The sequence below is a fragment of the Vibrio sp. V04_P4A5T148 genome, assembly GCF_963875605.1.
Classification (GTDB): domain Bacteria; phylum Pseudomonadota; class Gammaproteobacteria; order Enterobacterales; family Vibrionaceae; genus Vibrio; species Vibrio anguillarum.
In genome coordinates this window covers 1-18,084 of sequence record NZ_CAWNMS010000053.1, presented here as the reverse complement: position 1 = coordinate 18,084, position 18,084 = coordinate 1, and the positions used below count along the sequence as shown (strand labels likewise).

29 protein-coding genes are annotated in these 18,084 nt (G+C 44.9%); 5 read left to right on the top strand and 24 right to left on the bottom strand.

Annotated features, from left to right (window positions below):
* Nucleotide 1 precedes the first annotated feature (1 nt).
* The 16 genes from AACT18_RS11585 to AACT18_RS11510 form a co-directional block, all read right to left on the bottom strand.
* Nucleotides 2-781 (bottom strand): hypothetical protein, encoded by a 780-nt coding sequence (locus AACT18_RS11585; RefSeq protein WP_094125191.1) that lies wholly within the window; start codon nucleotides 779-781, stop codon nucleotides 2-4.
* Nucleotides 778-1,296: a chemotaxis protein gene (locus tag AACT18_RS11580; protein WP_094125192.1), complete on the bottom strand. Its 519-nt coding sequence runs from the start codon at nucleotides 1,294-1,296 to the stop codon at nucleotides 778-780. Before AACT18_RS11580 ends, AACT18_RS11585 begins: the two co-directional genes overlap by 4 nt.
* A 3-nt stretch (nucleotides 1,297-1,299) precedes the next feature.
* Nucleotides 1,300-1,671: a hypothetical protein gene (locus tag AACT18_RS11575; protein ID WP_017045646.1), complete on the bottom strand. Its 372-nt coding sequence runs from the start codon at nucleotides 1,669-1,671 to the stop codon at nucleotides 1,300-1,302.
* On the bottom strand, nucleotides 1,668-1,865 hold the full coding sequence (locus AACT18_RS11570; protein ID WP_094125193.1) for a hypothetical protein: 198 nt from the start codon (nucleotides 1,863-1,865) through the stop codon (nucleotides 1,668-1,670). Before AACT18_RS11570 ends, AACT18_RS11575 begins: the two co-directional genes overlap by 4 nt.
* Nucleotide 1,866: 1 nt before the next feature.
* Nucleotides 1,867-2,004: a hypothetical protein gene (locus AACT18_RS11565; RefSeq protein ID WP_158006721.1), complete on the bottom strand. Its 138-nt coding sequence runs from the start codon at nucleotides 2,002-2,004 to the stop codon at nucleotides 1,867-1,869.
* Nucleotides 2,001-2,282, bottom strand: coding sequence for a hypothetical protein (locus AACT18_RS11560; protein ID WP_017045649.1), 282 nt, complete (start codon nucleotides 2,280-2,282; stop codon nucleotides 2,001-2,003). Before AACT18_RS11560 ends, AACT18_RS11565 begins: the two co-directional genes overlap by 4 nt.
* A gap of 9 nt (nucleotides 2,283-2,291) precedes the next feature.
* A complete protein-coding gene (locus AACT18_RS11555; protein WP_017045650.1) occupies nucleotides 2,292-3,125 on the bottom strand; it encodes a major capsid protein P2 in 834 nt (277 codons plus the stop codon).
* A gap of 11 nt (nucleotides 3,126-3,136) precedes the next feature.
* Nucleotides 3,137-3,265 (bottom strand): hypothetical protein, encoded by a 129-nt coding sequence (locus AACT18_RS11550; protein ID WP_017045651.1) that lies wholly within the window; start codon nucleotides 3,263-3,265, stop codon nucleotides 3,137-3,139.
* A 132-nt stretch (nucleotides 3,266-3,397) separates the two neighbouring features.
* Nucleotides 3,398-4,168, bottom strand: a complete 771-nt coding sequence (locus AACT18_RS11545) for a hypothetical protein (protein WP_017045652.1) — start codon at nucleotides 4,166-4,168, stop codon at nucleotides 3,398-3,400.
* Nucleotides 4,131-4,592 carry a hypothetical protein gene (locus tag AACT18_RS11540; protein ID WP_094125194.1) on the bottom strand — a complete coding sequence of 154 codons (462 nt, stop codon included), beginning with the start codon at nucleotides 4,590-4,592 and terminating at the stop codon, nucleotides 4,131-4,133. The genes AACT18_RS11545 and AACT18_RS11540 overlap by 38 nt, the downstream gene beginning before the upstream one ends.
* Nucleotides 4,576-5,112: a hypothetical protein gene (locus AACT18_RS11535; protein ID WP_094125195.1), complete on the bottom strand. Its 537-nt coding sequence runs from the start codon at nucleotides 5,110-5,112 to the stop codon at nucleotides 4,576-4,578. The genes AACT18_RS11540 and AACT18_RS11535 overlap by 17 nt, the downstream gene beginning before the upstream one ends.
* Nucleotides 5,105-5,437, bottom strand: a complete 333-nt coding sequence (locus tag AACT18_RS11530; RefSeq protein ID WP_094125196.1) for a hypothetical protein — start codon at nucleotides 5,435-5,437, stop codon at nucleotides 5,105-5,107. The genes AACT18_RS11535 and AACT18_RS11530 overlap by 8 nt, the downstream gene beginning before the upstream one ends.
* A 66-nt stretch (nucleotides 5,438-5,503) precedes the next feature.
* Nucleotides 5,504-7,408, bottom strand: a complete 1,905-nt coding sequence (locus AACT18_RS11525; RefSeq protein WP_094125197.1) for a replication endonuclease — start codon at nucleotides 7,406-7,408, stop codon at nucleotides 5,504-5,506.
* On the bottom strand, nucleotides 7,405-7,635 hold the full coding sequence (locus tag AACT18_RS11520) for a hypothetical protein (RefSeq protein WP_094125198.1): 231 nt from the start codon (nucleotides 7,633-7,635) through the stop codon (nucleotides 7,405-7,407). Before AACT18_RS11520 ends, AACT18_RS11525 begins: the two co-directional genes overlap by 4 nt.
* 2 nt (nucleotides 7,636-7,637) lie before the next feature.
* Nucleotides 7,638-7,823, bottom strand: coding sequence for a hypothetical protein (locus tag AACT18_RS11515; protein WP_094125199.1), 186 nt, complete (start codon nucleotides 7,821-7,823; stop codon nucleotides 7,638-7,640).
* A complete protein-coding gene (locus AACT18_RS11510) occupies nucleotides 7,824-8,084 on the bottom strand; it encodes a pyocin activator PrtN family protein (protein WP_094125200.1) in 261 nt (86 codons plus the stop codon).
* Between the two features lie 129 nt (nucleotides 8,085-8,213).
* Here AACT18_RS11510 and AACT18_RS11505 point away from each other — a divergent pair, with 129 nt between their 5' ends.
* From AACT18_RS11505 to AACT18_RS11490, 4 genes are all read left to right on the top strand, one after another.
* Nucleotides 8,214-8,819, top strand: a complete 606-nt coding sequence (locus AACT18_RS11505) for a LexA family transcriptional regulator (protein ID WP_094125201.1) — start codon at nucleotides 8,214-8,216, stop codon at nucleotides 8,817-8,819.
* Nucleotides 8,788-9,246: a type II toxin-antitoxin system PemK/MazF family toxin gene (locus AACT18_RS11500; RefSeq protein ID WP_094125202.1), complete on the top strand. Its 459-nt coding sequence runs from the start codon at nucleotides 8,788-8,790 to the stop codon at nucleotides 9,244-9,246. Before AACT18_RS11505 ends, AACT18_RS11500 begins: the two co-directional genes overlap by 32 nt.
* Nucleotides 9,247-9,839: 593 nt before the next feature.
* On the top strand, nucleotides 9,840-10,298 hold the full coding sequence (gene zur / locus AACT18_RS11495) for a zinc uptake transcriptional repressor Zur (protein ID WP_017043301.1): 459 nt from the start codon (nucleotides 9,840-9,842) through the stop codon (nucleotides 10,296-10,298).
* Between the two features lie 18 nt (nucleotides 10,299-10,316).
* Nucleotides 10,317-10,778 carry a chemotaxis protein CheX gene (locus tag AACT18_RS11490; RefSeq protein WP_017043302.1) on the top strand — a complete coding sequence of 154 codons (462 nt, stop codon included), beginning with the start codon at nucleotides 10,317-10,319 and terminating at the stop codon, nucleotides 10,776-10,778.
* Between the two features lie 96 nt (nucleotides 10,779-10,874).
* Here the strand turns inward: AACT18_RS11490 and pgi are convergent, their stop codons facing one another.
* The 3 genes from pgi to AACT18_RS11475 form a co-directional block, all read right to left on the bottom strand.
* The gene (gene pgi / locus AACT18_RS11485) at nucleotides 10,875-12,527 is read right to left on the bottom strand and encodes a glucose-6-phosphate isomerase (protein ID WP_094125203.1); all 1,653 of its coding nucleotides are present in this window, start codon (nucleotides 12,525-12,527) and stop codon (nucleotides 10,875-10,877) included.
* Nucleotides 12,528-12,748: 221 nt separating this feature from the next.
* The gene (alr, locus tag AACT18_RS11480) at nucleotides 12,749-13,822 is read right to left on the bottom strand and encodes an alanine racemase (RefSeq protein ID WP_197056815.1); all 1,074 of its coding nucleotides are present in this window, start codon (nucleotides 13,820-13,822) and stop codon (nucleotides 12,749-12,751) included.
* Nucleotides 13,823-13,835: 13 nt separating this feature from the next.
* Nucleotides 13,836-15,242: a replicative DNA helicase gene (locus AACT18_RS11475; RefSeq protein ID WP_013857915.1), complete on the bottom strand. Its 1,407-nt coding sequence runs from the start codon at nucleotides 15,240-15,242 to the stop codon at nucleotides 13,836-13,838.
* A 174-nt stretch (nucleotides 15,243-15,416) separates the two neighbouring features.
* On the opposite strand from AACT18_RS11475, the gene AACT18_RS11470 reads away from it, so the two are divergent.
* Nucleotides 15,417-16,181: a DUF481 domain-containing protein gene (locus AACT18_RS11470; protein WP_013857916.1), complete on the top strand. Its 765-nt coding sequence runs from the start codon at nucleotides 15,417-15,419 to the stop codon at nucleotides 16,179-16,181.
* 64 nt (nucleotides 16,182-16,245) lie between these two features.
* On the opposite strand, the gene rplI is transcribed toward AACT18_RS11470, so the two are convergent.
* The 5 genes from rplI to AACT18_RS11445 form a co-directional block, all read right to left on the bottom strand.
* Complete coding sequence (rplI, locus tag AACT18_RS11465; RefSeq protein ID WP_013857917.1) at nucleotides 16,246-16,695, bottom strand: 50S ribosomal protein L9; 450 nt, start codon at nucleotides 16,693-16,695, stop codon at nucleotides 16,246-16,248.
* A 33-nt stretch (nucleotides 16,696-16,728) separates the two neighbouring features.
* A complete protein-coding gene (rpsR, locus tag AACT18_RS11460) occupies nucleotides 16,729-16,956 on the bottom strand; it encodes a 30S ribosomal protein S18 (RefSeq protein ID WP_000090472.1) in 228 nt (75 codons plus the stop codon).
* 16 nt (nucleotides 16,957-16,972) lie between these two features.
* A complete protein-coding gene (gene priB, locus AACT18_RS11455; RefSeq protein WP_026027846.1) occupies nucleotides 16,973-17,275 on the bottom strand; it encodes a primosomal replication protein N in 303 nt (100 codons plus the stop codon).
* A gap of 8 nt (nucleotides 17,276-17,283) precedes the next feature.
* A complete protein-coding gene (gene rpsF, locus AACT18_RS11450; RefSeq protein WP_013857919.1) occupies nucleotides 17,284-17,652 on the bottom strand; it encodes a 30S ribosomal protein S6 in 369 nt (122 codons plus the stop codon).
* Between the two features lie 183 nt (nucleotides 17,653-17,835).
* Nucleotides 17,836-18,084, bottom strand: a 249-nt coding sequence (locus tag AACT18_RS11445; protein WP_303396196.1) for an IS4 family transposase, incomplete at its 5' end; no start/stop codon positions are given.

Genomic DNA, 18,084 nt, shown 5'->3' with positions numbered 1-18,084 from the left:
TTTAAATCTCCAAAATCTGAATTGAGTCGGCCACGTCTCCGGTAAACTCAATTTCGGCCTGAGTGGATAACTCGATTTTTTCACCCGCGACGAGTGGATAAATGCCCGCAATTAAAACCGGATGGGTATTCCCTGACGCCGCTTTAACATGCACCTTTCGGCGGCGACTGTTTGCGGCCAAAACAAAGGGCATAACGCCAGAATGGGCATTCAGTTCATTACTAATGCGGGTCGTGACTTCTTGCCCTGAAACCAGTTCTACGGCGGGCATCTGCTCAATATGGATCGACTGACCAGAAGCGAGTGTAATATTAGGAAGCTCTCCAATATTCACGGTTTGGCTTGGCGCAATTTCTACTTTTGGCAAACTGTCTAAGCTCACCGACTGCCCCGCTGCAATTTCTAACGCGGGCATTTGCGCAATACTGAGAGCTTGACCCTCGGCAAGTTCTACCGCAGGCATCTGACCAATATTAACGCTTTGACCTGCTGCTAATTCCACGGCAGGCATGTCACTCACCACAATGCTTTGGCCGCTGATATTGGCGGGCGGGACAAAATCCCCAAAACCAAATTCTAGTGTGATGTTTTGGTCAATATCTGAGTACACCAACACTCGCCCGATTTGCTGCGTACTTTTAACGACCGCCTCCTTTTTCAGGGTGACGCGATCGCCTAATGCACTTTCAAGCGTGATGCTTTGCAACGCCGTTTCCAAATAAATCCAGTTACCCGCCACAATGACAGGCATAGGCTGATGTGCTTTTAAAGAAAGATTCATCGTTTCATCGCCATAATTGCTACCGCCCCTAAAACAACCGCAATGATCACCATTAAGATGATTTGTTGCTGCTTGTTCTCACTTGCGCCGTTATCTTGCTTGAACTTGGCTAAGTCCATCATTGCGCTCAAACTCTGCGTATTTTGCGCGGCCTGATTACCAGCGAGACCTGCAAGCATCTGTAGGTTTTCGCTATTGCTGGAAGACATGTCTTCCAATGCGTTTTCGGCAAAGTCGAGAGAGCCTTGGTTCACTTCGCTAGCAAAATCGAGAGAGTCTTTATTGACGCCTCCCGCATACTTGAGCGCATCGTTAAACATTCGCCCCGTTTGCTCGACTAATTCACCCCCTAAATCAAGCGCCTTATTCACCGAACCATAATCGGTTGCCGTCACGTTCAGCGTTGAATTATTAATGCCACTAATCGCCGTTCCGAGGTTATCGCCAGAAATGGCATTTTGGCCGCTAACGTTGGTGGTTTGTGTTTGGTTGCTTGAACTGCTTTTTCCGCCCATGCGTTACACTCTCATGGTTAACTCTGTGATATTGGTGGCGACTTGCTCTGTCGTATTCAGTTTGCGAACTAAGCGAGCGAGCCCTGCAAAATAGGTCTGTGCTGAAATGGTTTTTAGCCCTGCGTTTTTTACATATTGAGAAAGCTCGTGAATGGCGGGAACAACACCATGCCCAGCCACACCCCACAAAAAATAGGTTTCTCCGATCACTTCACCCGCCACCACAATTTGGTAGTTTTCCGCACTTAGCTCATAAAGACTAACGCGCCCTGTTTTGACTTCGGCTTTCAGCTCCTCAAAGTCTTGTGGACAGGCTCGAAACGCGACCTTTAATTGTTCCAGTGCTTCAGGGGTATTGGTGACACATCGAATCATTTCTTTTTCAACATCAAATACGCAATGACCACAATCACGACCGCAATCAACCACGGGCTCACCCCTTTAGGGCTTCCCATGTTGATAGCGCCTATACTTTGCCCACTGTTGGTGGTATTTGTTGCTGTCGATGGGCCAGCACTTCCCCCCGTTAAACCGCCGCCTCCGGTCAAGCTTGTTAAGCTTCCTAGCATCTTAAAATTTCCCCTTGATTAGCACGTAGCCTACGACCATGAGCAAAAGCATCATGATCAGCTTGCTCGAACCTTCTGAGAGCTGAAACCCAACCACGCCGCCACCGACAAACATTAAAGGCAATAAGAACGGCATCATTTGCCCCCTTTAGCCAACATGAACACCAACAGCAAAAGCACTAGAACACCCACGCCCACAATCAAGTAATTAGTATTCAAACCTTGTGCTTGAGTGTGGATAGGTTGGCCGTCTGCCGTCTGCCCCTGCACTTGGCTCTTTCGGGCTTCGTCAGGGTCACTCGCTTGCTTTTTTGCCAAGTCATTTTGAACAGTGCCATTAATCCAAGAACCACCCGCGCTAGAGGCTGCATCGAGTAATTCGCCGCCAGCCTCACTCAAGGAATCTAACCAGCTCATGGTTCCCCCTTATGCGGTGGTTTGCGTTGGAATCGCTACTTGTTCGATCGCTTCAATAATCACTGGCACACTGCCCGCCGCGCTCTTTTCAAGCTCAAATTGCAATGCACGAACGGCTTGCGTTTTGAGTTTGCTTTCAGAGCCGAAACCCGTTCGGACAAAATCCAGAGAAAACCAGCCATCGTTTTGCTCAAGACCCGCGACAGATAGATCAAATGAGTTGTCGGCTTTGTTGACGTTCATTTCTTCACGATCGTCACGTAGAACACGAACGCGAGTGATGGAATCATCTTTAAAGTGAATACGCTTGAGGCTCAAGAATGGCGAACGTTCAGACCAATCAAACGGCGTGCGACCTGCCGCACTGGCAAACCACGTCAAAGAATACAAACGAGGCATAAATAAGCGCTGTGTTTGTGCTTCCGTGATATGAGCGCGAGCGCGAATACTGGGAGCGGGCTCACCGGATTTTGCTTTTAGCTGAATATAAACAAACCATATTTCACCGGGCAAAGTCACCAGTTCACCTTGACGAACGCCTAGTTTGGTTCGCATACCCAAATCAGAAAATGAAATGATGTAACGGCCTTGCTCAACATAGCTAGAACGGTGCTCTTGTAAGTCCACCATGTCTTGACCAGACAGAGACACGATCTCCTTACCGTTATAGGTAATACGAACGCGCTCAATATCCGCAGGGTCAGTAATGTTCGTCACCAACTCAAGGTTTTGATAAGTAGGGCCAGAAACCAGCCGTAACGTTGACTGATTTCCCCAAGCGACACCTTCGACCGGATCAAGCTCTTTAGGACGTGGGTTAAATAGCGTTTGTAGTGCTTCCATTACCGTTCCCCTTAGAACCAGCCAGATTTGCCGTTGATGGTTTCTTTCAGCGTTTTCATGGCGCTGATGTTGTTAATGGCTGCGATAAGCAAAATCGTCACTACCGCCGTCACTAACATGGTTTTATGCTGTGCTTTCATAAATGTTTCCAGTTTCACCCGTGTTAAGAACAGGGCTATTAGAAACAAGAAAATAAGAGTGGGTAAATGAGAGGTAACCTATAGGTTAAACGGCTAACCTATAGGTTGATTTGAGCGTTGAATCACACTCGTTTAGCGATAGTTCATAGCTAACGGCTTGCCCGTTTGACAGTTGAAAGCGCGAGTTTCTACATTGCCGATACCATCACGCACCATCATATATTCAGCAATCGGTTTACCGATTTTCTGTTTGTTTACCTTAGCAGAGACCAACGAAGCGATCGCGTGAGTATCTAACCCTTTTTTCTTGGCTATCCATTCGGCATCCGACATGGAGTTAACGGCTCCAATCCACCATGTCGATGATTGCTCGGTGACCGTTTTCGGTACTTCTTGCCCGCGTTGGAACACAGTATGAATGACCAAACCGTATTGGCGACCACCGCGCAGTAGCTCCCCAGCCTTGCCTTTGAGCTTACCGGATGTTTCAACACAGCTTGCTAACTCTTCGATAACCGTGTGCAACTTAGGCGCGTGACCATTTCCCATAGACCACACGACCGAACTGAAAAACTCCAACTCTTCAGCAACCGCGCCCCCTTCCGGAATGTACGCCAGTTTAAAAGACTGGCCACGGCGACGAGCCATCAACAACGCTTTGACAAAAGCAGAGCGAGAGCTCGTCCCGTGACACATCTGCCCCTGAAACTTTGAGCCTGCATAGTTTCGATATGGGTCAAAAAAAACAGCTTGAGAGGCTTTTTGCACCAGTCCTAAATGTTTAACGGCAGAGGTTTTGCCTCCCCCCGTACCCGCCACATAAATCACATGCTCTGCATCATGGGATGCATTAGAGTTAACCGGATTAGGCAGCTTTAGCGGTGGCTTTTGCTTTTTCGGCATCTCGCTTCTCCTGCTCCGCTTTATAAACTTTTAGCTCAGTGATATGACGCTTAGATGTGTACACCAGTGCTAAAACGGCGAGCAATAAAGTAGCCTCTTCCACGTAATCACCAAACCAGCCTAATAGCTCACCGCCATGCTTACTCAAAACAGGAATAGCCGCTTTGATAACTTCATTTTTGCCTTTTTCATCAAAAGCAAAATCAATCCCTGAAATGATAGAGGTCGCTTGTTCGGCAATGGTAAAAACGACCGATAAAAGCCCTTCAAAAGCCTCACTGCTCACGGTTTCGGTTGATAGTGCGCTACTTTCGGTTGATTCGATGGGGGCTTCTTCGGTTTCAAGTTGTTTGATCACCACATCAAAATCGCCCCAATCATCACCGAGGCTCGTCACTTCTAGTTCATTATCCGGTTGTTGCATCGGTTGACTCCTCTGGTTGTGGTTTTGGTAGTAAAAGACGCACCGCCCACAGACAGGCAAGTACCACCCCCAACACCATCAATACACGCTTAACCGTGACAAAAGGCCGGATTTCCACTAGCGGCTTGTCGGTTGGAGTTTCGGTTTCGATAACGCTTTCAACCTTGTCAGCGCTGGACTCTTCCACCCGCAAAGGCTCAACAGTTTCAACCGAATCGCTAACGGTTAGCTCGGTTACGTCCAACGCTTCAACCAAGACAGGCAATGTACTGGCCTCGCGTTCAAGTAATGCGCTTTCATCGGTTGCCATGTGCTTATCGACATACTCATCCACGCTTTTGCTCATTGAGCTATTACCGCATTTAGGACAACGATAATATTTAAGCCCAAGGTTACGCCCGTTTTTAGGTGGTTCGCCCTCAGCAATGAGCTTTCCCTCACCGACTTGGTGAACGGTAGAAAGCGAAACACAAACAGGGCAATGCACAACACCACGCACTGGATTTTCGTATTTACTCATTCTTACCCCCAACCTCAGTGAAATCACCATCCGAAATATTTTCTAGTTGGTTCAAGTTAGAAACGACATGAGCGCGATATTTTCTACGCGCTACATCATTGAGCTTTGCGAGTTGTTCAAGCTGTTCAAAAAAGTTGGTTGGTAGCCCTAACGATTCCAATGACAGATTTCCTGTCATGAGCATTTTGGTGGCTTTGCCAATTAAATCTTTCATTTCCATTGACTTAAATCGCCCAATTTCACGTTCCATATTCGTTGTGAGTTGGTCGGCGGCATCTAAGGCTTTTAAATCGCGTTGGCATTCTTCAATAGAGAGTAATTTCATAGATTCCCCTGTCTCTCGACGTTAGTGAGTGAATAAAAAGCCCCTGTCTCACGACGTTGGCAAATTCTAGGCATCCTCTGGATGCATGGATTGATTCCAAAGCTCTTCCCATTGAGGCGAACCGAAACGGTCAAGCTCAACATTTAAAAAGAAATTCGATACGATTCGTTGTTGGCGGGTCGGCGCAATGTCCTGCGTACAATTATTGCCACTAGACCAAGGCGCAAGCTCCCGCTTGCTTTGAAGAGCCTCCGCGCTGTGCGTTTTTTGGACTAACTTCCACTCAATTTCGTGCGTTAAGATCGTCAAACCGCTACCTTCGAGCCCGATAACAACCGGTACGATTTCACCGTATTTATTTTCTCTTTCTTCTTTGCTCGGTTTAATGGGTCGAAGTGATTGCGCTAAACGGTGACCGCCCATGTAATCAAAATACGCAGAAAAAAAGCCCATATCCGCCGCACGCCGCGCTTTTTCAAATAAGCAGTATTCTTGCTTATCTTGGATACGGCGAAGCTCTCGCCAGACAGTCACGCTTGGCGTTTTCTGAAATTGAAACTGACGGAAACAGAAATTACGCGACCATGCAGTGACATTTTTAACCGTGTCTTGCAGTTTGGCTTTTTTGTTATCCAAATCGGCTAAACCCTCTAGCCCGAACCCGTCTACGTTCTTTGATATGTATTTCGCTAAATAGGCGACCGCACCGCCTTCACTGCCATCCAACACCTTCGCATCAAAACGTGCTTTCATCGCTTTGCGATTAGGCTCCCCCGTATCACGATAGAGCTCTTTACTATCACGTTGGTACTGGTAGGCCTGCAACGCGGCTACGAATCCACCGACTTGTTCTAGCGGCATAAAAAACACACCATGCCAGTGTGGCGTGCCGTCTTGGTGAGGTTCAACAACTCGCATCCCGTAGTAATTGAGTTCATGTCGATGAGCAAACGCCCGAAAACGATTCCATGTTGTGGTTAACCATCCATGAGCATCACTTGGACTACTACCATCCCAACGCTTATTTTCAATCCAATACGCTCCGCGCTGTGTAAGACGATGAAAGCGACTTGGCGCGGTCATCGTGATAAACACGGCGGCGTGCTGATAGGAATCTGCATATTCTTGGCATCCCGCAATGCGTGTCATCAGTTCATGACGACGATTTATAGGGTTAGCTTGTGACGATGCGTGCACCACATCCATGCTCACCACATCGCCTTGCTCTGATTCAATCGCCATCAATTCAAGCCATTCGCGCTGCCTGTCTTGACGAACCTTGAGCCATTCACATGCCGATATTGAGGCATACGGGGAAATATGAGGTGATACCATGCCAGCAGCCCGCCGAGCATTTTCAAAAGCCGCCAGCGTGTGCTTTTCAATCGCACGCCGCCAAACCGATTCATCCAGCAAACGCGCCAAAATAGAAAATGCCTGCGCTTCATCTTTTGCCGATTCAAATTGCGGCATCCAGAGCGCTGCACCCGCATATTCATGGATCTGACTAATAGCATCAAAAACAGACATTCCCGTTTTAGAGGCCAATTCAAAACGAAAACATGCACGCCCGACTAACTCAGTAGCAAGACGAGCACGTTTTAATTCTGTATCTACCCGCCACCAAGGCTCTGGCAATACACCAAGCGCAGAAAACGCCGCCTGACTGCGGGATTGAACGAAATCAATTGCACGCTTAAAACCGTATTTACGAAAACGCACAGCCGCAGCCTTATCGAGATAACAGCGAATATCACTCGGTAGCTTGAATTGATTAGCAATGGTGTGGGCAAATTCAAACACGCGCTCTCGTGGTGAGAGTGCACAGAAATCGGTACGCTGATGTTCAGCAATCATTGAAAACTCAGGCAAAGAGCGCTGATTTTTGACCACATAGGTCGCAAGCTCCTGACGTAAATTTTCAGGAAGCTTGCTTAGTGGGTTTTTGGTCGGTTTACGATAGATTTTCACAACGGTATATCTTCTAGAGTATCGGGCATCGGTTGATGCAGATCAGTTGCCGCTCTGCTTGGTAGTTGGTTCGCTTTAACGGCGAGTTTGTCTAACCAAGCTAATTTCCGGCGCTCTCTTTCAGTGGTTTTACGGCTGTTTGCAACGGCTTTGCGGCAAAGTTCAATCCCACGTAAACCGCAAGCTCGTTGCTCTTCGGTTAATAACAAGGGGTAGGCTTTTAGCATTGCTACACCTCCAAGCTTTCCAGTAATTCAGCGGCTTCGACGAGTTGCTCATAGATGGGATACAAAAACTCGAATTCTGGTGAAGAAGGGCTCAACCAAGACAAACGACCTTTAACTACCGTCAAAAGCTCTTTAGCTTCACTGGAATGAGAGAAATCAACATTGAGGGAGTGAATTGGAGTTGTCATCTAGTGCGCTCCGTGTACTGATTGCCAATCGTTTCTAGCGTCTTCATATCGCTGATCGATATACGCCGCCAAATCTTCGATTTTGATTAAGGTAGGACTACGTTCAGAATCACGTAGCTTGAAAGTAGGCACTGGAAAATCACATGCCTTAGCTTTTTGTTCCGCTGTTTTAGGGGTAATTCCAAAGAACTCTTTGCAGATTTCTTTCAGTTCTACAGTCGGGCTACCAAAGCGTGCTAATAGTGCAAAATTTGTATTCATGAGTCACCTGTGCGATTCTGAACAACTCTAAGAGGTTCAAATGTGGTTCAATTGATTCCGACCCACTATAGAACCACTTTTTAAACATTGCAACACCCATGAACCACTTTTGAACCATTGGTGACTTATATGTCTGAAGTGAACGAAAAAATAACCGAGTTAAAAAGACTCACAAATACAAGTAAAAACACTGACTTAGCTATCGCTCTTGGTATATCTCCGTCAACTATCCAAACATGGAAAAAAAGAGATAAAGTTCCTGATGATATATTTTTAAAGGCTAAGGAAATCGCCAGTGGTGTAGTGACAATCCCCAAGGGATATATTGAGTTGAGTTTTTTTGATATTGAGGTGAGCGCGGGGCATGGAACACTAGTCGAAAAAGAAGAAGAATCTCAGGCTATGGTGTTTAGCGAGAACTTTTTAAGAAATGAGCTAGGTTACAATCCGAATAACATATTTCTGATGCCTGTCCGTGGCGACAGTATGAACCCTACTCTAAAGAATCAAAGCATAGTAATGGTAAATCGGGTTGATGGTTTCTCCACTGATGGCGTTTATGTATTTCGTTACGATGGTCGTTTGATGGTTAAGAGGCTTCAATTCTTACCACATGGAATCAAAGTGGTAAGTGATAATTCTGCTTATGAAGCGTGGGAAATTAGTAAAAAAGACTTAGGAAGTGCCGACTTTAAGATCATCGGTGAAGTGGTTTGGTCAGGACAGCGAATGTAGAGAAATAAAATTGGCAATCAAATATTCTCCCAAAGTAGGGCAAATTTTAATGTGTGATTTTTCTGGTTTTAGAGAACCAGAAATGGTCAAAACTCGTCCCGTTTTAGTGATTGGAACAAGGCCCAATGGGCACAATTTAGTGACAATTGTTGCCTTAAGTAGTACAGAACCAGACAAAAGACAGAGCTACCACTTACCTCTCGACGATAACCACCTGCCAAGGCACAAGTTCTTCAAAGGCAATACTTGGGTGAAGGGGGATATGATATATACACTGAGTTTCGATAGACTTAGTTATGTTTGTCTTGGTAGTGAAAACCACAAAAGAATATACTTCCAAAATCGATTAAGTCGAGAGGTTATGAAAGAAGTATACACCTGCGTGCTGAACGGCATAAATTTAGGTGCTCTGTCACAACATTTGTAATTACTTGTAATCTCTCTGAATTGCTATTTTTTAGAAAATTATAAGGGAGAACCATTGCATTATATGCATTTTGTCCTTATGATCAATGTGTCACAGCTTCTTTGGTTCGCCAAAACGGAGCACTTAGACTATATTCTTGGAATATAGCCAGCCCGCAATCTATAGCGATAACAAGCTACCTGTGGTGCTGCTGAATAGACCCTCGCTTTTAGCGGGGGTTCTGTTTATCTGGCCTATACAGATCCCCTTAAGTACCCCCAACTATAACTAACCATATGTTTATAAATAACAATGAATCCAATCGAGCATAGGGGCTACTGATAGCTTACAAGGGTGAGTCATGATTTAGATATCCCAATTCAGTCAGTTTCAATGGCTAAACTTACAGCCAAAAACAAAGTTTGGCATTGTAATCGCTTCGAGTTTATAGCGCCAACAGTTCTTCTTCTGTATCGTTTTGCATCGATATAAGGTAATTTAAGTACTATTTTCGTTGCAAACAACGATCACATCGCTAACTAACTCCAGAAAATGTTGTAGGCTACAAGGCTATTAATCTGGAAATAGTATATTATTATTAAAGTCCAATGGTTATGGTGATGAATTTGGACCACAAGCTAACGAAACAAATAGAAGAACTATGCGCAGCGAGAGGAGTACGACTAACTTCTCAACGAAAGAGAGTGTTTGAACTGATTTGTTCAAGCAAAAAAGCATCCAGTGCTTATGAATTGCTTGAAGATTTAAAGCAAAGCGAGCCCCAAGCGAAACCACCAACGGTGTATCGTGCTCTGGACTTTTTGTTAGAACAAGGCTTTATTCATAGAGTGGAGTCAACAAATAGCTTTATTTCATGTTGCTCTTGTAATGCTAATAAGCATTTCTCACACCTATTAATTTGTGACAAATGTGGCAATGTTATTGAACTTCAAGATGATAGTCTGATAGCCTTGCTAGCAAGCAACGCTGAGAAACACGGTTTTAACATCGTTAATCACGTTATTGAATCTCATGGTGTTTGCCAAACGTGTTCCTCAAGTCTGAAAGTATAAAAACAGTAGAAGAAGGTTATGCGCGCTGAATTTGTAAACCCGTTTTTAGCTTCTTTAATGAACGTGTTAAAAACGATGGCTTCATTAGAGTTGAAGCCACAGAAACCTCGTGTAAAGAAAGATGAGATTGCCCGTGGTGATGTCTCTGGCTTGATTGGTATGGTTGGTAGTCAAAGCCGTGGTTCCATGTCTATTACTTTTGATGAAAGTCTAGCATTGGAAATCATGCAAAATATGTTAGGTGAACGCCCCAACGGTCTCAATGAAGAAGTGACAGATATGGTCGGCGAAATCACCAACATGGTGACAGGCGGAGCTAAACGCATTCTTGCCGAGAGTGGTTTTGACTTTGATATGGCAACTCCGGTTGTTGTCTCAGGAAAAGGCCACACGATTCGTCATAAATGCGAAGGTGCAATTATTATCATGCCGTTTACCTCTCAGTGGGGTAACGCTTTTATCGAAATCTGTTTCGAGTAAGCTCTTTCATTAAAGAAAAAAAGGTTGATACCGTTAAGTATCAACCTTTTTTATTTGGATAAAACCTTACTCACATCCAAGTAAGGTTTTGACGCATTACGCTTTAAATGTCTTAAACGCGTTAATCAAACCATTGGTTGAGCTGTCGTGTGAACTCACTTGAGCATCGTCGGCTAACTCAGGCAGAATTTGGTTTGCTAACTGCTTACCAAGCTCAACGCCCCATTGATCGAAACTGAAGATATTCCAAATAACACCCTGTACGAAAATTTTATGCTCGTACATCGCAATCAGGTTGCCCAAAGTGCGTGGCGTGATCTGCTTAACTAAGATTGAGTTGGTTGGGCGGTTTCCTTCAAACACTTTAAATGGTGCGATTGCCGCCATTTCTTGTGCTGATTTGCCCGCCGCTTTTAGCTCAGCTTCAACGGTTTGCTGCGTTTTTCCAAACGCTAACGCTTCTGTTTGAGCAAAAAAGTTCGACATCAATTTTTGGTGATGATCACCCGCTGGGTTATGGCTGAGCGCTGGCGCAATAAAATCACACGGGATTAATTTTGTTCCCTGGTGGATCAATTGATAAAAGGCGTGTTGACCATTAGTACCGGGCTCACCCCAAATGATTGGACCCGTTTGGTAAGTTACCGCTTGACAGTTACGATCTACGTATTTACCGTTTGATTCCATATTGCCCTGTTGGAAATAAGCGGCAAAGCGATGTAAGTATTGGTCATAAGGCAGAATCGCTTCTGATTCGGCGCCGTGGAAGTTGTTATACCAAATACCAATCAAGGCTAGGATCACAGGAATATTTTGCTCAAAAGGTGTCGCCACAAAATGTTGATCCATCTCATGCGCGCCGGACAGCAGTTCCACAAAGTTGTCATAGCCTACAGCCAATACAATGGATAGACCAATTGCTGACCATAGTGAGTAGCGTCCACCGACCCAATCCCAAAATTCGAACATGTTGTCTGTATCAATACCAAACTCAGCGACTGATTTCGCATTAGTCGACAGCGCTGCAAAGTGTTTTGCAACATGAGTTTCATCGCCTGCTTCCGCTAAGAACCAATCACGAGCCGTATGTGCATTGGTCATGGTTTCTTGGGTAGTAAACGTCTTTGAAGCCACTAAAAATAGCGTGGTTTCTGGATTGACTTTTTTCAACGTTTCAACGATGTGTGTTCCATCAACGTTAGAAACGAAATGAAGATTAAGATGATTCTTATACGGTGCAAGTGCTTCTGTGACCATGTATGGGCCAAGGTCTGAGCCACCGATGCCAATATTGACAATATCGGTAATCGCTTTACCTGTGTAGCCTTTCCACTCGCCGGAAATTACTCGTTCAGAAAACGCTTTCATCTTCTCAAGTACCGCATTCACGGCTGGCATCACATCTTCACCATCAACAATAACCGGTGTGTTACTGCGGTTGCGTAACGCAGTGTGCAGTACGGCACGGCCTTCAGTTTGGTTGATCGCGCATCCTTGCAGCATAGCGTCGATGGCTGACTTTAGTTCAGTCTCATTCGCCAATGCTTGTAAATGTTGTAAGGTCTCTTCGTTGATCAAATTTTTTGAGTAATCAACAAGAATATCTGAACCAAAACGAGTCGAGAATTTATCGAAACGTTGTGCATCTTGTGCAAAAAGCGATTTAAGGTCCATATCTTGCGCTGATTCAAAATGCGCAGTCAGTGCTTTCCAAGCGTTGGTTTGCGTTGGATTGATATTTTTCAACATGGTATCTATCCCGATGTGACAGTAGGTTTTATTCCTATCATTCCTAAACTCTGTTTCAAAATGATGGAATCCCCGATTGAGCAAAAAAAGAAAATGGTATCGACTGCCTATATTTGGAAGGCAACACGTCGTTATTCGTTTTGTGAGCGCCATTATGACGCAGCTTACCCGCTCTCATATTGAGTTAGGTCAGGTAAACCTAATGGGTGCATACTCTGGCTTTATTGATACGACATCTCAACACGAGAAGTGAGTTTCGTCACTAACTCGTAAGCGATCGTGCCAATGTGAGAGGCCACTTCTTCTGCTGGTAGCTCTTTTCCCCATAAAATAACCTCATCGCCCACCTTATCGCAGGCTTGTGGACCGAGATCGACCGTAAGCATATCCATTGAAACTCGCCCTGCAATCGGCACTTTACGCCCATTGACAACAACCGGAGTTCCATTGGGTGCAGTGCGAGGATAACCATCGCCATAGCCAATTGCGATAACACCAACCTTAGTGTCACGTAAGCTTGTCCAAGTGGCACCGTAGCCGACACTCTCTCCCGCTTTAACATCACGCACTGCGATCAAGTGAGATTTTAATGTCATTACAGGTTGATAGCCCAGCGCTTGCGCCGAGTTATCATCAAAAGGAGAAACGCCATACATAATAATACCTGGTCGAACCCACTCTAACTGGCTGTGCTTCCAAGCTAATAAACCAGCGGAGGCAGCAAGTGATCTTTCACCCTCATGACCTTTTGTCATTGCTAAAAATAGCTCAATTTGCTCAGAAGTCGTTGATTTATCGAGTTCATCGGCACAACCAAAATGACTCATATAACGCAATGGCTTCACTACGTTTTTACACGCTTGCAAACGTTCTAAAAAATCGGGGTATTGTTCTGGGCGCACACCTAAACGATGCATTCCGCTATCGATTTTCAACCAAACATTGACTGGGACATCTAATTGAGCTTGCTCTAAGGCGACTAACTGCTCCTCACAGTGAACAACGGTTTGAATGTTATTGGTCACCAATACAGCAAGATCCATCGGGGAATAAAAACCTTCAAGCAACAAGATAGGTTTTACCACACCGCTCGCTCTCAGTTGCAGCGCTTCTTCAATGCGCGCCACGCCAAATGCATCCGCGCCCAGTGCATGTTTCGCAACATGCCGAAGCCCATGACCATAACCATTTGCTTTGACCACCGCCATAATTTTACTGTTTGGTGCCTGCTGTTTTACTCGCTGTAGGTTGTGCTTTAACGCATCGAGATCGATGCAGGCGGTTGCCGCTTTCATGTAGCTCATCAAATTACTCATCGTCAAATGCAGGGCCTGCATAATTATCAAAACGGGAATACTGCCCTTGAAAGGTCAACCGTACAGAACCAATCGGGCCGTTACGTTGCTTACCTATAATAATCTCTGCGATACCCTTTAACGAACTATCAGGGTGATACACCTCGTCACGATAGATGAACATGATCAAATCGGCATCTTGTTCTATCGAACCGGATTCACGCAAATCGGAGTTGACTGGGCGTTTATCGGCGCGTTGCTCCAACGAACGGTTAAGCTGCGATAAAGCCACCACGGGCACATTCAATTCTTTAGCCAGTGCTTTTAACGAGCGAGAGATCTCCGCAATTTCTAAAGTACGGTTATCCGATTGCGAAGGAACTCGCATCAACTGCAAGTAGTCGACCATGATGAGCGACAAACCACCATGCTCGCGCGCAATACGACGAGCTCTAGAACGAACCTCGGTAGGCGTTAGGCCTGAGCTATCATCTATGTACATATTTTTCTTTTCCATGAGAATACCCATGGTAGATGAAATTCGTGCCCAATCCTCATCATCCAGCTGCCCAGTACGAATTTTGGTTTGATCAACGCGAGAAAGCGATGCCAACATACGCATCATGATTTGTTCAGCCGGCATCTCAAGAGAGAAGATAAGAACCGGTTTTTCTTGCTCCATGGCCGCGTTTTCACACAAGTTCATGGCAAACGTCGTTTTACCCATAGAAGGGCGAGCAGCTACAATGATCAAATCAGAACCTTGTAAACCAGCCGTTTTCTTATTGAGATCAGCAAACCCCGTATTCACGCCCGTGACGCCATCTTGTGGTGTTTTATACAGCAGTTCGATACGCTCTAAAGTTCTTTCTAAAATCGAATCAACATTCTGCGGGCCTTCATTTTCGCTGGTACGCTCCTCAGCAATGGCGAACACTTTACTTTCAGCCAGATCGAGCAAATCTTCCGAACTGCGCCCTTGCGGATCATAACCTGCATCCGCAATCTCATTGGCAACACCGATAAGGTTACGCACCAATGCACGTTCCGCTACGATTTCAGCATAAGCATTAATGTTAGCCGCACTGGGCGTATTTTTCGCCAAATCCGCTAAATAAGCAAAACCGCCGACATCTTCCAACTGTTCGCGACGCTCGAGATACTCAGATAATGTAATAAGATCGAGTGGCTTACTGGCTTCCAAAATCGATTTAGCTGCATCAAAAATTAGGCGGTGTGCACGGCTATAGAAGTCTTTGCTGACCACACGCTCTGCCACCGTATCCCAACGTTCGTTATCCAATAGCAAGCCCCCAATCACTGATTGCTCAGCTTCGATCGAATGTGGAGGAACTTTAATTGCGTCGACTTGTGCGTCAAACGGTTTACGATTTCGTTGATCTGTTCGTGGTGCAGCCATGACTTCGCTCAATACTATCTAATGACCGACCATTATAGCCAGAATAGATCATTTGTAATTATGTAAACGAAACTTTGTGTTTATCTCGTAGAGAATTAACCTCATGCTGACCAAACAGAACCGCCCTACACCTACTATTTCGCCCACTATTTTTATTCACTTTAGGGGTGCTTCGTGTCCAAAATTTGGTTTCTTAGTTTTAGCCTGTTCGCGATGAGTGCAGCTTATGCTAATGAGGATCTTAAAAACGATACGGAAATCGAAGTTCCTTCTCCTTGGAATAGCCAAGTCGAATTGGGTTATCAAGCCCACTCAGGTAATACTGATTCAGAGTCATTGAATTCACGAGTCAAGACAGAATACATAACAGGTCGCCATCGAACCAATGGTGAGTGGAAATTGTATCGTCTTGATAAAAATGGAAAAGAGAATAAGCGGCAGGCAAACTATTCGCTGCAAAGTGACTATAAGTTAGCTTCAAAAGCCTATCTATACGCAAACTTTAACGGTGTTGATTCAAAATACAGCGCCTATTTCAAAGACTATACGCTATCTGGTGGAATGGGTTACCAATTGATGAATACCGACATATTGCTATTAGAGATTGAAATAGGGCCCGGTTTTCGTTATCAAAAACCCAACCTAGATGAGATATCAAGTACGGATATTGTATTTGCAAATACAGTCGAAGAAGTCATATTTCGTGGTAACTTAAAAGGTGTTTGGGCAACTTTCGATAATTTAACCATCTCCTCTGAACTGACTCTTGTCGCAGGAGAAAGTAATATCAGAACCGATAGCGAACTCATTTTAACCAATCACATTACTGATTCGATTGCGTTGAAAGTGAACTTGTCTCGCCAATACCACGATAAGGTTCCAGCAGGACTAAGTAAAGCCGATAGCGTCACTTCATTTAGTTTACAGTTTCGTTTCTAGGTAGTTTGAAGATAAAAAAAACACCAGCCAAGGCTGGTGTTTTCAATTCATCCGAAGACTGAAATTATTCAGCAACGATTTGAATTTTCGCAGTTGCAAACACTTCTGAGTGAAGTTGGATGCTCACTTCGAAAGAACCTACGTTACGTAGAGCACCTTCAGGTAGACGAACTTCGCTCTTAGATACTGCAACACCTGCCGCTGTAATAGCGTCAGCGATATCACGAGTACCAATAGAACCAAATAGTTTACCTTCATCGCCTGCTTTAGAAGTAATAACAACAGCTTCAAGAGCGTTAACTTGTTCAGCACGAGCTTGAGATGCAACAAGTTGCTCAGCAACTTTAGCTTCAAGTTCAGCACGACGAGTTTCAAACATTTCAACGTTAGATTTAGTTGCCATTACAGCCTTACCTTGTGGGATAAGGAAGTTACGAGCATAACCAGATTTCACGCTTACTGTGTCGCCAAGGCTGCCTAGGTTACCGATTTTATCAAGTAGAATAACTTGCATTGATTAATCCTCTTTCTTAATAAACGGTGCCAATTACTGATGTTTGTCAGTGTATGGCAATAGAGCTAGGTAGCGAGAACGCTTGATTGCACGAGCTAGCTGACGTTGGTATTTAGCGCTAGTACCAGTAATACGGCTAGGTACGATTTTACCAGCTTCAGTGATGTAGTTTTTAAGAGTTGCTACGTCTTTGTAATCAATCTCTTGTACGCCTTCTGCAGTGAAACGGCAGAATTTACGACGACGGAAGAAACGAGCCATGGGCTATCTCCTGATCTTAAATTTGAGTAATGTGGTCGGCATGTAGCACCAATTTACCTACGCCATTATGGCTAGTTTGGTAAGCGACAAAGCCACTTACGGTTATGGTGCTGCCTTGTACTAAGTGTTGAGTGAGATTCGTTGACCTCTGCCCACTGACAACTACCGGCATACGACAATAGACTTGTCTCGGTAAATCAGCTTCTATCACTGTTGAGCGATGTTCAAGCCAGAAACGGCAATGTTCAATACCCGCAGGACTTTGGCTTCGAATGGGAGGTTTTGCGACAGTGCCACTCAACTCCATCCGATTGGTCATCAAATCAATTACTCAGCGTCTGCATCGAAACGAGTTTCATCACGCTTAGAACGCTCTTCTTTAGCTTTCAGCATGATTGATGGCTCGGTGATAGCAGCTTTAGTACGCATGATCATGTTACGTAGAACTGCATCGTTAAAACGGAAAGCAGTTTCTAGCTCATCAATCACAGCTTGGTCAGCTTCAACGTTCATAAGAACGTAGTGAGCTTTGTGAAGCTTGTTGATTGGGTAAGCCATTTGACGACGACCCCAATCTTCTAAACGGTGGATAGTACCGCCAGTTTCAGTGATAGAACCAGTGTAACGCTCGATCATGCCAGCAACTTGCTCGCTTTGATCTGGGTGCACCATGAATACGATTTCATAATGACGCATCGGTTGCTCCTTACGGATTATTCAGCTTCCAGGTTTGGCTCGGTCGTCCATAGGAAGCAAGGAACGAAAAAAAAAGACCGAGAATTAAGGACGGCAAATAGTACAGAAACGAAGCAGGATTAGCAAGGGAAATGTACTAAGGGTCACATCAAACAAAAAGGGAAGCCTAAGCCTGTCTCTTGATCACAAGTCTGGTGAATCAAGAGACTTAGCCAGTTCATACCCTTCAAGGATGGTTTGTAACCTAAACCATCCTTGCCATAATGTCTTTATAGAAGCACGACCCGTTCGCTTTGTATTCTTCCAACCCCCTAATCGAGCAATACCTCTGTAAGCCCATGATATGTCCGGAGCTTCCTTCGGTAGCCCTTTTCTTTCTAGCTTTAGCCACATTAGCTTCCATGCTTTGCCTTTTAATATCGGCTCACAACT